Annotated in this window: 20 protein-coding genes and 1 pseudogene; 11 read left to right on the forward strand and 10 right to left on the reverse strand. The window is 69.9% G+C overall.

The window, feature by feature from the left end:
* The coding region (locus tag E1J50_RS23490) for a serine acetyltransferase domain-containing protein (protein WP_132256221.1) at positions 1–723 on the reverse strand (723 nt) is incomplete at its 3' end.
* Positions 724–795: 72 nt separating this feature from the next.
* A complete protein-coding gene (locus tag E1J50_RS23495; protein WP_132256223.1) occupies positions 796–1002 on the reverse strand; it encodes a hypothetical protein in 207 nt (68 codons plus the stop codon).
* 283 nt (positions 1003–1285) lie between these two features.
* Here E1J50_RS23495 and E1J50_RS23500 point away from each other — a divergent pair, with 283 nt between their 5' ends.
* The 3 genes from E1J50_RS23500 (at position 1286) to E1J50_RS27860 (ending at position 3396) form a co-directional block, all read left to right on the forward strand.
* Positions 1286–1702: a YeeE/YedE family protein gene (locus tag E1J50_RS23500; RefSeq protein ID WP_132256225.1), complete on the forward strand. Its 417-nt coding sequence runs from the start codon at positions 1286–1288 to the stop codon at positions 1700–1702.
* A complete protein-coding gene (locus E1J50_RS23505; RefSeq protein WP_132256227.1) occupies positions 1699–2160 on the forward strand; it encodes a YeeE/YedE family protein in 462 nt (153 codons plus the stop codon). The genes E1J50_RS23500 and E1J50_RS23505 overlap by 4 nt, the downstream gene beginning before the upstream one ends.
* A 411-nt stretch (positions 2161–2571) precedes the next feature.
* Positions 2572–3396 (forward strand): COG3904 family protein, encoded by an 825-nt coding sequence (locus tag E1J50_RS27860; protein WP_207919277.1) that lies wholly within the window; start codon positions 2572–2574, stop codon positions 3394–3396.
* Positions 3397–3415: 19 nt separating this feature from the next.
* Here the strand turns inward: E1J50_RS27860 and E1J50_RS23515 are convergent.
* Both E1J50_RS23515 and E1J50_RS28225 read right to left on the reverse strand, forming a co-directional pair.
* Positions 3416–3973, reverse strand: a pseudogene (locus tag E1J50_RS23515) (LysR family transcriptional regulator); the annotation flags it as partial.
* Positions 3974–4071: 98 nt separating this feature from the next.
* The gene (locus E1J50_RS28225; protein ID WP_245516718.1) at positions 4072–4557 is read right to left on the reverse strand and encodes a formate dehydrogenase subunit delta; all 486 of its coding nucleotides are present in this window, start codon (positions 4555–4557) and stop codon (positions 4072–4074) included.
* Between the two features lie 339 nt (positions 4558–4896).
* On the opposite strand from E1J50_RS28225, the gene E1J50_RS23530 reads away from it, so the two are divergent.
* The 5 genes from E1J50_RS23530 (at position 4897) to E1J50_RS23550 (ending at position 8779) form a co-directional block, all read left to right on the forward strand.
* Entirely contained in the window at positions 4897–5640 is a 744-nt protein-coding gene (locus tag E1J50_RS23530; protein ID WP_132256229.1) for a Crp/Fnr family transcriptional regulator, read from the forward strand.
* 372 nt (positions 5641–6012) lie between these two features.
* On the forward strand, positions 6013–6741 hold the full coding sequence (locus E1J50_RS23535; protein WP_132256231.1) for a Crp/Fnr family transcriptional regulator: 729 nt from the start codon (positions 6013–6015) through the stop codon (positions 6739–6741).
* Positions 6742–6808: 67 nt separating this feature from the next.
* Positions 6809–7078, forward strand: a complete 270-nt coding sequence (locus tag E1J50_RS23540; RefSeq protein WP_132256233.1) for a hypothetical protein — start codon at positions 6809–6811, stop codon at positions 7076–7078.
* A gap of 462 nt (positions 7079–7540) precedes the next feature.
* Positions 7541–8473 carry a PhnA-like protein gene (locus E1J50_RS23545; RefSeq protein WP_132256235.1) on the forward strand — a complete coding sequence of 311 codons (933 nt, stop codon included), beginning with the start codon at positions 7541–7543 and terminating at the stop codon, positions 8471–8473.
* Positions 8474–8587: 114 nt separating this feature from the next.
* Positions 8588–8779, forward strand: coding sequence for a hypothetical protein (locus tag E1J50_RS23550; RefSeq protein ID WP_132256238.1), 192 nt, complete (start codon positions 8588–8590; stop codon positions 8777–8779).
* Here E1J50_RS23550 and E1J50_RS23555 read toward each other — a convergent pair.
* Positions 8776–9324: a formaldehyde-activating enzyme gene (locus E1J50_RS23555; protein ID WP_132256240.1), complete on the reverse strand. Its 549-nt coding sequence runs from the start codon at positions 9322–9324 to the stop codon at positions 8776–8778. The genes E1J50_RS23550 and E1J50_RS23555 overlap by 4 nt on opposite strands.
* Before the next feature lie 156 nt (positions 9325–9480).
* Positions 9481–9801 (reverse strand): hypothetical protein, encoded by a 321-nt coding sequence (locus E1J50_RS23560; protein WP_132256259.1) that lies wholly within the window; start codon positions 9799–9801, stop codon positions 9481–9483.
* 217 nt (positions 9802–10018) lie between these two features.
* Between E1J50_RS23560 and E1J50_RS23565 the strand changes: the two genes are divergently transcribed.
* Positions 10019–10198 carry a hypothetical protein gene (locus E1J50_RS23565; RefSeq protein WP_132256242.1) on the forward strand — a complete coding sequence of 60 codons (180 nt, stop codon included), beginning with the start codon at positions 10019–10021 and terminating at the stop codon, positions 10196–10198.
* A gap of 161 nt (positions 10199–10359) precedes the next feature.
* On the opposite strand, the gene E1J50_RS23570 is transcribed toward E1J50_RS23565, so the two are convergent.
* Positions 10360–10659, reverse strand: a complete 300-nt coding sequence (locus tag E1J50_RS23570) for a hypothetical protein (RefSeq protein ID WP_245516717.1) — start codon at positions 10657–10659, stop codon at positions 10360–10362.
* A gap of 360 nt (positions 10660–11019) precedes the next feature.
* Between E1J50_RS23570 and E1J50_RS23575 the strand changes: the two genes are divergently transcribed.
* The gene (locus E1J50_RS23575) at positions 11020–11202 is read left to right on the forward strand and encodes a hypothetical protein (protein WP_132256245.1); all 183 of its coding nucleotides are present in this window, start codon (positions 11020–11022) and stop codon (positions 11200–11202) included.
* On the forward strand, positions 11202–11429 hold the full coding sequence (locus E1J50_RS23580; protein ID WP_132256247.1) for a hypothetical protein: 228 nt from the start codon (positions 11202–11204) through the stop codon (positions 11427–11429). The genes E1J50_RS23575 and E1J50_RS23580 overlap by 1 nt, the downstream gene beginning before the upstream one ends.
* A gap of 154 nt (positions 11430–11583) precedes the next feature.
* Here the strand turns inward: E1J50_RS23580 and E1J50_RS23585 are convergent, their stop codons facing one another.
* The 3 genes from E1J50_RS23585 to E1J50_RS23595 all read right to left on the reverse strand — a co-directional run.
* Positions 11584–12237, reverse strand: a complete 654-nt coding sequence (locus tag E1J50_RS23585) for a hypothetical protein (RefSeq protein WP_132256249.1) — start codon at positions 12235–12237, stop codon at positions 11584–11586.
* A 78-nt stretch (positions 12238–12315) separates the two neighbouring features.
* Positions 12316–12705 carry a hypothetical protein gene (locus E1J50_RS23590; protein WP_132256251.1) on the reverse strand — a complete coding sequence of 130 codons (390 nt, stop codon included), beginning with the start codon at positions 12703–12705 and terminating at the stop codon, positions 12316–12318.
* 113 nt (positions 12706–12818) lie between these two features.
* A partial coding sequence (locus E1J50_RS23595; protein ID WP_132256128.1) for a DUF1214 domain-containing protein occupies positions 12819–13132 on the reverse strand: 314 nt, incomplete at its 5' end.

Raw genomic sequence — 13132 nt, forward strand, 5'->3', positions numbered from 1 at the left:
CAGCACCACGGCGGCCGCTGCGACCTTGGCCCCCTCGCCGACCCGGATGTTGCCGAGCACCTTCGCGCCGACGCTGAGCAGCACGCCGCGCTCGATCTTGGGGTGACGGTCGCCGCTCTCCTTGCCGTTGCCGCCGAGCGTGACCGATTGCAGGATCGAGACGTCGTCGGCGATCACCGTCGTCTCGCCGATGACGACGCCGGTGGCGTGGTCGATGAACACGCCCGAGCCGATCCGGGCGGCGGGGTGGATGTCGCAGCCGAACACTTCGGAGATCCGGCTCTGCACGTGCAGGCTGAGCGTCGCCCGCCCCTGGTGCCAGAGCCAGTGGGCCACGCGGTAGCCCTCCAGGGCGGCGAATCCCTTGTAGAACAGGAACGGGTCGAGATACCGGCGGCAGGTCGGGTCGCGCTCCCGGATCGCGACGAGGTCGCGCACCGCGTGCGCTTCGGCATGCGGGTCGGCTTCGAAGGCGGAGAGGCAGAGGTCGCGCATGGACAGGCGCGCGAGGTCGCCGTCGCCGAGCCGGTGCGCGAGGCGATAGGCGAGAGCCTGGGCGAGGCTGCGCTGGTCGAGCACCGTCGCCTGGATGATGCCCGCGTAGAGCGGCTCCTCGATGAGCGCGGCCTCCGCCTCGGCGCGCAGGTCGGCCCAGACGTCGCGCTCGTGGGTGCTGCGGCTCGTGGCCCGCAGCGGCGGCTGGGTCGTGATCGCCGCGGTCACGGCCGCGACTCCTGCAACCCGCGGGCGCGCCTCGCCCCGAGGGCGGTCCGGCCGATCGTGCGCGGCATGGGATTACTGCACACGCCGGAACAGGTCCGGCAGGTAGCGCCGCAGGGTCTCGTGACCCTCGAATTTCACGTCGACGGTCTGCGGGCGGCCGCCCTGGCCGTGGATGCTGACGACGCGGCCCCTGGCATGGCGCCAGATCCCCAAGACTTCGGCGACGTCGAGCCGCTCGAACACCACCTGATCGCCGCGCGTCATCGTCGCTGAGGCCATGGCATCATCCTTCGGAAACGGGCCGACCGGGCCGGTCGTACCGTGTGCGTGAGGCTGCGTGAGAACCGGATCCGGGCCGGCGGGAAGAGCTTTCCGGATGTCCGCGCCGGGGGAGAAGATTTCGGTCGCGGTTGGCACGGCAGAGAGCAAATCTTTCACTAAGTCTTTGTGATTGCTCGATAATTACAGACGGAACGCGGGCTGGCAAGCCTTGTTCCTGGGGTCCGTCCGCGCTACGCCGGATCGGGCCGCGCAGGGCGCGGCGGCTTGTGCAGGACCTTCGATGGGCCCCTATCTCCCCTCGCTCGCGGGCGGCGTGCTGATCGGCCTGTCGGCCGTGATGCTGCTTCTCCTCAATGGCCGCATCGCCGGGGTCAGCGGCCTCGTCGCCGGCCTCGGGCGCCGACCCGACCGGCGCTGGCTCGCCGACCTCGCCTTCGTCGCCGGGCTGATCCTCGGCCCGCCCGCCTTCGCGGCGCTGAGCGGGCACTGGCCCGAGATGCGGATCGTCGCCTCCCTGCCGGTCCTGGCGCTCGCCGGATTGCTCGTCGGCTTCGGCACCCGCCTCGGCTCCGGCTGCACCAGCGGCCACGGGGTCTGCGGGCTCGCCCGGCTGTCGCCGCGCTCGATCGTGGCGGTGCTCACCTTCCTGGCGAGCGGCGTGGTCACGGTCTTCCTCGCGCGGGGGCTCCTCGGATGAGGCCGGCCGCCCAGATCCTGACGGCGCTCGCCGCCGGCCTCACCTTCGGGCTCGGCCTCGCCCTGTCCGGCATGCTCGATCCCGCGCGCGTGCGCGGCTTCCTCGACGTGACGGGCGCCTGGGACCCCAGCCTCGCCTTCGTGCTCGCCGGCGCGGTGAGCGTCTCCGCCCTCGGCTATGCGGTGTCGCGCCGGCTCCGGGCGCCGGCCTTCGAGAGCCGCTTCGCGATCCCGTCCGGGCGGCGGATCGACCGGCCGCTCGTCCTCGGCGCCGTGCTGTTCGGGGCGGGCTGGGGTCTCTCCGGCTTCTGCCCGGGGCCCGCCGTCGCCGCACTCTCCACGGGTCTGGTCCCGGTGGCGGTCTTCGTCGCCGCCATGCTGGCCGGGATGGCCCTGCATCGGCTCGCGACGCGGCCCTCCGGACTGGGCTCCGCGCCCACGAGCGCGCCCGCGCGATGATCCTCGGCCCGCCCCGGGAACTGGCGAGGCCGCCGGCCGGGGCGGGCGATGAGGATTGCGCCGGCCCGCGAGAAAAAGGGGGGCGCAGCCGTGATGTTCCACGCAAGCCGCCCGTCACGGCAAGGGCGATCCGCCGATCCCGGAGTCTTTGGGAGCACATTTCGCGTCGATCCGCCTAGTCTGTTCCTGTGAAGACTGTCCTGCGGACGGGCTGCCGGGCGGAATGACGATGTGGTGGCGCGGTCCGGCACGTTCGATTGTGCGGGATCTCCGGTCTCGTCCTGTCTCCGCTGCCGAACGCTGTCCGCGTCCGGTGAGGCTGCGAATGGGACGGGGCGGATTCCGGCCGGTGCGCCTCGCGCATCCGCCGGCCGCCATCCTGTCGGGGCAGATCGGGCGGAGGGATCGGCCATGCGGCTCGGGCTCGTTGGCGGGGTGTTCGGCCAGATCTTTGACCAGGTCTTTGGCAAGATCTTTGGCCAGGTCTTCGGCCAAGTCTTCGGCAAGATCTTTGGCAGAGTCTTTGGGCAGCGTCGGCTCAGCGTGCCGATCCTCGGCGTCCTGACCGTGTTCGGCGGCGGCACGGCGTGCCCGGCCGCGGCGCCGCCGGACCTGCCCGAGGATGTGTCGCCACGGATCCGGGCCCTGTCCGTGCCCCGGCAGGTCGTCGACGGCGACGATGCCGGACCGGAGGCGCGCTTGGAACTCGGGCCGGACGGGCGCGACCTTCGCCTGACGGGCGATCTGACCGAGGGTGTCGCGAACCGCGTGGCGGCCCTGCTCGCGGCGCATCCCGAGGTGGTGCGGATCCACCTCACCAGCGACGGCGGCTTGGTCGAGGAGGGGCTGGCCCTCGGCGCCATCGTCGCCGTCTACGGCCTCGCCACCTACGTGCCCGATGTCTGCGCCTCGGCCTGCACCCTCGTCTACGTGCGCGGCCGCGGGCGCTATCTCGCGGCCGGCGGCCGCCTCGGCTTTCACGGCCCCTACGAGGTCGGCTTCTTCGATTCGGCCCATCCCGTCGACGCGGCTCCGGAGCGGACGGCCTACCTGAATGCGGGCCTCACGCCGGAATTCGTCGCGCGGGCGCTCGCCGTGCGGTCCGAGGACATCTGGGTTCCGGACGCGGCGCTGCTGCGCGCGGCCGGTGTCGTCACGGAGATGGTCGGGCCCGGTTCCTTCCGCGATGGGCCGGCCGCTGCCCCCGACCGGGTCGCGCAGCGGGGCGGCCCCTGAGGTCGCGCCGCAGCGGCGTTGCCGCCTCCGCCCAGGTGACGCGGGCGCGGTCCCCGCAGGGGCCGTCGGCCGCCGTGATCAGGCGATAGGCCTCCTGGTAGAGCGGAACCGTCATGACACGGCCGAGCGGCTCGTTGTCGAGATAGGTGATCCCGGCATCGGCCTCCAGATTCACGAGGAGCGAGACGATGTCCGTCGAGGTACTCGACGCGACGGTCAGGCGCACGTCCGGGTGGCGCGCCCGGTAGGGCGTGGTGAGGGCGGCCACCATGGGGAGGGCGGTCGGGATCACGGCGATCCGCAGATGGCCGGTCAGGCCGCGGCGGAGCGTGGCCACGTCCTGCTGCTTGGCGCGGCTGTCGGCAACGATGCGGCGTGCCCAGGCGAGGACGCGCTGCCCTTCCGGCGTGAAGCCCTGGAAGCGCGAGCCGCGCTGCACCAGTTGCACGCCGAGCCGGTTCTCGAGATGCTTCACACCCGCCGAGAGCGTCTGTTGGGTGACGCTGCAGGCTTCGGCCGCACGGCCGAAATGCTCTTCCCGCGAGAGAGCCAGCAGATAGTCCAGCTTGTCGATCACGACCCAGAACCGAGCCCGCACGGCCGCCGAACCCGCGGCCATCCGGTCGCATTCTGCCGCTGCCGGCCCTTCGATATGAAGTGCGATGCCGGAGAGGCTTATCCGGCATCGCTGGCACCGGCTCCGAGGCGATGCGGATCGTAGGTGGCGGGCTGGATCGGCCCCGGATCGTCGGTCGGGCTGCCGATGGCCGCGACGACGAGCGGGTCGAGGCTCGCGCCCCTTTCCGCTGCGTGCGCCGCGAGCCTCTCCCGCATGCGCGGCGTCCAGAAGGCCACGAGGTGCCTGTGGATGCCGGCCACCGCCTCGTCGTCCGGGTAGGAGCGGAAGAAGGTGGCGATCTGGTTGGCCATCCGCACCAGCTTGTCGGTCTGCGAAGTCGCGCCCATCCTCCTCATGCAACCATGCACCTCGGCGCGCGACAGGTTGAGCGCGTCGGCGATGAGCGGCACGGCCTCGGCGTCGACGTAGCCGAAGGTCTCCTGCAGCGCGTGCAGGATCGGCAGCGTCGCACCCTCGAGATGCGCGTGGTCCGAGACGATCCCGGCGGCGCGGGCGGCGCTCCAAGGTTCGTGGTGCGGTATGAGTTTTCCTGCCCAGTTTGGTCTTGTTCTAAGACCGATCGGAACAGGAGTGCCGGGTCCCTTCAATCAAGCTGTTGGGTCGGCCGACAGAGGATCCCTGTCGACGGGGGCGGCGCCGATGTGCGGGTGCGCATCAAAACATCGAAGCGTCTCCGCGCGGAGAAAAATTCAAGTTCTTTCGCGATGATCTCCTGCGAACAAGAAATTTCAGATGTTGATGCAGGTTATGGCGCCGGAACGACATCGGTTTAGAACAGATTCATCATCAGCTTTTCTGGAACAGGTGCTGATGGCTGGGAGAGGCATGCGCTTCCGCCTGCAAGGTAAGGCGACGCCGCCATGTCCCCGGCTTCCGAAATCCACGTCCTGTCCGCGCTCGTCCGCAAGCTGGAGAGCATCGCCCGTCTCTCGGACGCGGAGCGGAGGGCCATCGAGAGCCTGCCGGCCAAGCCCCGCCTTCTCCAGCCCGGCCAGGACATCGTGCGCGACGGCGACAGGCCCTCGCAATGCTGCCTCATCCTCGACGGCTGGGCCTGCCGCTACAAGCTGCTCGGTGCGGGCAAGCGCCAGATCTTCTCGTTCCACATCGCGGGCGACGTCCCCGACCTGCAGACCCTGCACCTGCACGTCATGGACCACAGCATCTGCACGCTCACCGAGGCGACGGTGGCCTTCATCCCGCACGACAGCCTGCGGGACCTCATCACCCGCTTTCCCGGCCTTGCGGAGATCTTCTGGCGCGACACGCTGGTCGATGCCGCGATCTTCCGCGCGTGGATCGTCTGCATGGGCCGGCGCTCGGCCTACGAGCACATCGCCCATCTCTTCTGCGAATTGTATCTGAAGCTGCGGGCGGTGGGGCTGGCCGACGGCTACCGCTGCCCCCTCCCCATCACGCAGATCGACCTCGGCGACGCGCTGGGCCTGACGAACGTGCACGTCAACCGCGTGCTGCAGGAGATGCGCAGGCAGGGCCTGATCACCCTGCGCGACCACACGCTCGCGATCGAGTCCTGGGATGAGCTGAGCCGGATCTCGGAATTCGATCCCACCTACCTGCGTCTCGAGAAGCAGGCGGCCTGACCGACCTTCCCTTGCCGCGCGCGGTTCGTCCTCGCGACCGGACCTCCCTGGACGCTTCTCGGCGCACGCACCCATCGCCCAAGGCCCCCTCCCCGCATCGCGCGCCCCCTCCTCGCCGCGGCCGGGCAGGTCCTTCGACAGGGGCTCGGCCCCCGCATTCCGCGCGATGCCGCGTCAGATCCTGCGTAGTCGTTCATACGCAGGGTCTAGGATAGCGTGCCTATATCTTTTCATAGGGCAAAGTTGCGAGAGGCTTCGGCCTGATTTAGGCTAACCGGAGATAACAACAAAAATTGTGATGCGTAAAATTACTTGGGGTACAATTTAGTGGTCGAGGATCCTTTCCTGCAGAAGCTCCTGCGAGCCGGGCCGTTGTCCGACGAAGAGCAGGCCGCTCTGCAGAGCCTGACCTTCAATCGCCGTCCCGTGTCGGCCCGGTGCGACATCACCAACGGCGCCCTCATCAACGGTGGCGTCACGGACCGCGTCTACCTCGTCATGAGCGGCTTCGCCTGCCGCTACAAGACGCTCCCGAACGGCAACCGCCGGATCGTCTCCTTCGCCCTGCCGGGGGACCTCTGCTACATGCACGATGCCGGGCCCTTCGGGCGCGATCTGCGCGTCGGCGCCCTCGCGGCCTGCTCCGTGGCCGACCTCTCGCGCTCCCGGCTCACGGAACTGATCGGCCTCCACCCGGGCATCAGCCGCGCGATCTGGTGGGTCACCCTGCGCGAGCTGAGCCGGGCCCGCGAGTGGATCGTCAACGACACGCGCCCGGCCGATCGGCGCCTCGCGCACCTCCTGTGCGAGCTGCTGATCTGCCTGCAGGTGATCGGTCAGGCCGACGATGACGGTTTCGAGTTCCCCGTGACGCAGGCGGACGTCGCGGACACGCTCGGCATCTCGCATGTCCACATCAACCGGGTGCTGCAGAGCCTGCGCACGGGCGGCCTGATCACCTGGAGCCATCATCAGGTGACGATCCCGGACGTGGAGGAGCTGAAGGCCTTCGCCGAATTCGATCCCGCCTACCTGTGCTTCGACGGGTTCGAGCCGCTCGGAGCGATCGCCGCACCGGTCGCGGTCCGCGCCGGGCCATGAAACCCGCTGCGGGCTCCTGAGTTAGTAGCCTCGAGCTTGGCGGTCGGCCGCCCCTCCGAGGAATGGAATGGTCGAGATCACGTTGCAGCCGGTGCAGATCGGGACGCTGACCGCGGATACCGACGGGCGCCTCGTCTTCGCGGACGGGAAACTGGTGGCCGTGCTGGTGCGCCTGAGCGAGGAGCTGCACAGCGCGGACGGCAATGCGGGTCAGTGGTGTGTCGAGGCCGGCTTCGGCGCCTGCGAGGTCGGGATGCTGGCCGTCCGCTTCGACAGCCTCGAGGCTGCGCGGAGCTGGGTCGCGGACCAGATCTCGACGAAGGCCCCGGCCATGTGAGCGCGTCGCGCCCCTCCGCGCAGGGCTGCTGCGCCCGGCGCCGGGGCGGGGTGCGCCGGGCGTTCCGGTGCGGCGCGGCGGGCCGCGCGCCTCGGATCCCCCTCCAACCTCTCCGGGCCGGACAGGGGTGACCTCAGAGAGGACGCGATGCGCGCATCCGGAGGAGATCCAGCACCGCGAGGACCAGTGGCGTTCCGATGAGGAACAGAGCGAAGACGAGAGCCATGCGTCACCTTCTCAGTAAGTTCGGGGGAGGCGGATCCTCCGGCCTTGCGGGATCCGCCCGACCTGCGAGCTTTAATGCCTGACCGGCGCGCAGGGTTCGCCGTCCCGGCCCGGTGATCTCGCCCCGGAGGCGTGGTCTCCCCGAAGGCCGACGCCGCGCTTCCTGACGTGGGCCGAGGAAACATCGCCACGGCGGAACGTTCGACCCAAGGATCCCCGTTGGGTCAGGAGTTCCTCATGGCCGACCTCTCAGACGTCCATCGCAGCCCCGTGACGCCCGGCGAGGACCTGCGCACGATCGCCCTGCATCACATCTCGTGGGGCGCCATCCTCGGGGGCGTGTTCATCGCCCTCATCCTGCAATTGATCCTCAACCTGCTCGGCCTCGGGCTCGGCCTGACCAGCGTCAGCGCGACGGAGGGCAACAACCCGGATGCCGGCACGATCTCCGTGGGCGCGGGCCTGTGGTGGGTGGTGTCCGGCATCGTCGCGGCGGCGGCCGGCGGCTACACGGCGGGACGCCTCTCGGGCAAGCCGGTCGAGTCCACCGCCGGCTACCACGGCCTGATCTCCTGGGCAGTGACGACCTTCGTGGTGATCTACCTGTTGACCTCGGCGCTCGGCGGCCTCGTCGGCGGCGCCTTCAGCACGGTCACCTCGGCACTGGGCGGCGTGGGTCAGGCCGCCGGCGGCGCCGTCCAGACGGCGGCGCAGGCGGCCGGTCCCGCCTTGCCGAACCTGTCCAACCCCTTCTCGGACATCGAGGGCAAGCTGCGCGGCGCGTCCGGCGGGCAGGACCCCGCCGCCCTCCGGGACCAGGCCGTGTCGGCCCTGCGCGACCTCCTCACCGGTGATCCCGCCAGGCAGCAGGCCGCCAAGGACAAGGCCGCCGACGCCGTCGCGAAGGCGCAGGGCATCCCGCCCGACCAGGCCAAGCAGCAGGTTCAGCAATACCAGGACCAGTACGACAAGACCGTCGCCGACGCGAAGGAGAAGGCCAAGCGGACGGCGGAGATGACCCGCAAGGCGGCGGCTCAGGGTGCCCTCTACGCGGCGCTGGCTCTGCTGATCGGCGGGGCGGCGGCGTTCTTCGCCGGCCGCGCGGGCGCGGTGAACCCGACGCTCACGGCGCCGGGCATGGGGACGGGCGCGCCGGCGCGCCGCGTCTGAGAACACGGGCGACGGCGCGCACGGGCGCGGCCGTCGCGGGCGAGATTCCGGGCTCCGCGTGCGGCGACGCGGCCGGGTGGCGAAACGACGGCCGACGGGAGCGGGTTCAGCAGCATGGAAGGCGGCATCATCTGGCTCGGCATCATCGGAGCCATCCTGGGACTCTCGCTGCTGGCCGTGGTGACGGTCGGGATGCGCCGGCACCGGCATCGCGGGCGGGCGGCCGATCCCGACCTCACGCAGGCCGCGAGCGGGTTCGCCCGGTTGCGCTGGCTGAAGCCCCGAGGCATGCGCCGACGCAGCTAGATCTTCCCCTCGAGACCCATCTGATAATACTTGTGAACGATCGTGTCCTGGTTCTCCAAGAGCCAGTCGATCGACGGCTCGTGGGTCATGGCCTTGCGGATCGCCTCGGTCATGCCCTTGCGCTGGATCTCGAAGAGCGCCTTGTGATCGACCGTCTCGGCCTGGATCACGCCCGGGCTCAGCCAGACCGAGCAGATGATGCCGAGATCGTTGACCCGGTCCTTCGGCAGGTACCCGGCCCGGACCGCGTCCAGCACGCCGTTGGCGATGGCGAACTGCACCGTGCCCATCAGGATCGACGTGTACTTCGATTCCGTGACGCTGACCTTCGACACGCACAGCGTCACCGGGCGCACCATGATGTCGGTGTTCAGGAGCGCGAAGACGCGGCTGTGGCCGACGACCTGATCGCCCGTCAACGTCGCGATGGCCGTGCCGACCGGGCCGTCGAGCTCGCCGATGATCACTTCGGGCTCGGAGGCGGTGTTGGGCGGGCCGCCCGCGACGAGGGCCTCGCCGGCACGAAGGATGATGCGCTCGCTCATGCGGGGTGACCTTCCTGACAATCCGGATCGAGGGGCGATCCGTCCGGCCGGGGTGTCTCACAGGTTCGGGAGCCGGGTCCACCCCATCCTCGGGCGGAGCGCCGCTGACGGCCGGACCGGCCCGGCGAGCGCGACGCGCCGGCCGGGGCGATCGGTTCAGCCGTTCTGCTGCGTCTTCAGGCTGCTCCCGGCGCCCGAGGTGTCCGTCATCGGGTTCGAGACCCCGCTCGTGTTGCCGTCCCCCTGGCCGGGCGCCTGATCATCGAAGGCGCGGCGATTGCCTGCGTGATCCTGATACTGCTCGGTCTGAACGTTCTTGCTGTCGAGGCCGCGCTCGTCGCTGTGCTGCGCCTTGTCGCGATTGCTCAGGACCATGTTCTCCGGGAGGATGCCCTCCGGCAGTTCGGTCATCGCGCCGCTGCCCGATCCCTTGCCCTGTGCGCCGGCACCCATGTTCCGCTTGCTAGCATTCGCCATGTCTTGCTGCCCTTGCTCGTGCCTGTCGAAGATCGCGTGACAGATCAGGATGGTGTGAGTCTCGACGAAGGCAAGCTGAGCAGATGCAAAATTTGGCCTTCTCGCGAGGGGAACTTTCGGGGTTGGGTGTGGTTCTGCGGTGCTGAGGCGAGATCTGTCTTGGAACACGGCTCTTCGCGCTCGGGAATACGTTGCCGGAAGCCCACGAGTGAAGCAGATGGATCTGCAAGATCGAATCCGGGATGCCATCGTCGCCGAGCTGCAGCGTCAGGCGGAAGCCGGCGAGCCGGCCCCGACGGTCGATACGACGGAGCGCGGCTACGCCGTGATCGACGGGCGTATCGACCTCGACGCGCTGATCATGGTGATCGAGGGATCGCTGGCCGGCGGGCCCTAGCAGCGGGCGCCGCGACGGACAGGGTGTCCCCGCCCCTTCCGAGCCGATGAGGCTGAGGGGCGGAGGCGACCCGGGGGGCCGCCGCCGCGATCCTTACGTCGCGGTAAGGCCCCGCGAGCCCCGGGACCGCGAGCCCCGGACCGCGGGGCTCGCGATGCGGCCTACTGGCCTCCGTTGCTCGAGCCGCTGCCGCCTCCGGCGCTGCCGTTCGGCACGGCGCGCTCCGGAAGGTTGGCGTTCCCGCCGGCCGCGGAGTTGGTCGTGATGGTCTCGGCTCCCGTCGCGCCCGGAGCGATGATCACGTCGCGTCGATTGCCGGTCGTGTAGGGCTGCTGCTGGATCACGGTCCCGGTCGCCTCCGGGGCGGAAAGGCCCGGTGCGGTCTGCGCGACGGCCGGCGCCGCCCCGAGGAGAGCGAGGCCGGCCAGCATCGCGTGGATCTTCATGGCCTTGATCGTCATCGCCCTGCCCATCATGAGGAATTGGTCCAGTATCGCGTCGTCCCGGAGGAGCGCGACCGGGAGCAACTTCGGGGCAAGGAGATGTATCCGGCCCGGTACGACGAATTCGGCGATGGCTGTGCTGGTGCGCCCGAGGCGGAATGCGACGCGCCCGAGTCATTGTCCGGTGAAGCGGGCGGCGCACAGACAGAAAGACGCCGCTCGGGTGATGCAAGCGAATAACCTGAGTTAGTTCTTGCGCCGCGAGAGGCTTGTTCCACGCGGAGCGGCCAATCTGTGCTGGCCCCGGTCGGTCGGAGATTTCGCGGAACAGAGGCTTTTTCGGGCGGTTGGTTCATCATCACCCCTATCGGAGGAACGATGACCGCGAAGCCACCTCCCGTGCCACCTGCCAACCGCTCCAACAAGGGCCCCGGCAGCGCCACCGAAGCACCGGTCTCGCAGGGCCAGGCTTCCTCGCAGACGAAGGACCCGGACAAGGTCGGTCAGTCGGGGAATTCGAAGGTGAACACGGTTCACCAGGGCTACCAGCAGGACCGCTGATGAGCACGTCGAAGAAGCATCCCAACACCGACCGCCACCATGGCGGGCCGGGAAGCAGCCACCAGGACAATTCCAAACCCCCGGTGGAGGAGCGGCACGGCCCGGAGCCGGGCAGCCCGACGAACCTGAGCAAGTCCGCCGTCTCGGGCGGGGGCGGCGAGCGCGACGCGCATCACACCCACAGCAACCTGGGCAACGCGCCCGACCGCACCGATCGCTCGCATTGAGGTCGGGCCTCGCCGCGAGCGAGCCGTCCGCGACCGCTCTCATTCGGACCAGCACCCGCCGCACAGGATGCGGCGGGTTTCCTGCCGTCGTCGGCGCGGTGTCGACGCGTCATGGAACGCCCGCGCCGTGCCGGCACGCTCTCCGGGAACGGAGTTAGGCGGCGAACCGGGACCCCGGCTGCGGATCGGTGCCGTCCGGGGACGTCCCGCCGGGCTTCAGCAGGATCGCCCGCAACCTCGCCCGGCCGAGCACGCGACCGAGTTCCCGGTACGTGAAATAGGGAAGCAGGGCGACCAGCAGGATCCAGGCGAGCGAGACGAGGCCGAGCGGGCCGCCGGCGATCTCCGGCAGGACCTGTCCCGGCGCTCTCCCGTGCCACGCACCCTCCAGCACCGCCTCCAGCACGTAGGCCGCGATCAGGACGGCGGTGAAGGCGAGGGCGCGGTAGAGGATCACCGTGACGAGCCGTCCCGATTCCAGGCGGCGCCCGATGGACCGGGAGCCGACGCGCGCCGCCTCGGCGATCAGCATGATCTTGGCAAAGACCAGGGCGTTGATCAGGCCGAGCGCGTAGAAGTGGTGGCTCGGGTAGCGCGGCACATCCTGGTCGATGCGCGCGTAGATGTTGAGACTGAAGACGATCAGCGTCCCCAGGACCACGATGAGATACAGGGCGAACCCGAGATAATGCTCGGCCTCGTCGAGGGCGCGCCGGGTCCAGGACGGCGCGGGGTGCCCCGCGACGGGAGCGTCGGTCCCGGCCGGCGGGAAGGCCGGGGACCCGGTTCGATCCGGCAAAGCGCTCATGGATGACCTCGCGCGTTGGGAAGGGGGCCGGTGCCCGCCTCGAGCGTTGCCGAGGCCGCGGGCGGGCGGCTTCGGCCCTCACTCGGCCGGGCAACGCTGATAGGTCTGAAGGCTTCTGAAGTCCGAACCCAACGAGACCACGTTGTTCTCCCGCGAGACGAGGATCAGGTTCGCCGGCGCCGGCGGCTGCTGTTCCCCGGTCGAGCATCGCATGTGAGCGGAGTAGATCGGGCCCGCCCGTCCCGCGGTTTCGTCGACCCAGTCGATCGTGCAGCGCGCGTCGGCGCGGGTGTAGGCCGACGCGGTCACGGAGAGGGCCGGCCGAGCATCGGTGGGGCACGATTGGTCGGTCGGGACCCACTGGCCCCAGAACTGCTCCGGGATCGCCTTGTGGCGCTTGATGTCCGCGGTTGCAGCCTCCGGAACGACGAGAAGGGCGCCAAGGGCAAGGATGGCGATGACGCGCATGGAGGCCTCCCGTCTCTGGTTCGTTCCGTCCGGAACGGCCGACCGTTCGGAGCGGCCGGCGCCGCGCCGGCCGAAGCCGGGGACGGATGCGTGTCGAGCGCGCCGGCAGGCCACTAGAGCGCCGCGCCGGCGCTGCGGGTGACGGGCGGCGGTGCCCAGGACCCGTTCAGCAGCGCGTCCTTCGGCCAGTAGGTGCGCAGCATCAGCACGAAGGGGCCGGCCGGCGCCGGCAGCCAGTTCGATTCCCGCTGCGCGCCGGGGCTCTCGTGCTGGATCAGGAGGTCGACCGAGCCGTCCGGGTTGGTCTTGAGGTCGTTGCGCGGGCTCACCGTGTAGCGGTTGAGCGGGTTCGCGACGAAGAAGTAATCCGCGTCGTACATCGTCAGCGACCAGAAGCCGTTGACCGGCGGCAGCTCGCCGGGCGGGA

It is taken from the genome of Methylobacterium segetis (genome assembly GCF_004348265.1).
Taxonomy (GTDB): Bacteria; Pseudomonadota; Alphaproteobacteria; order Rhizobiales; family Beijerinckiaceae; genus Methylobacterium; species Methylobacterium segetis.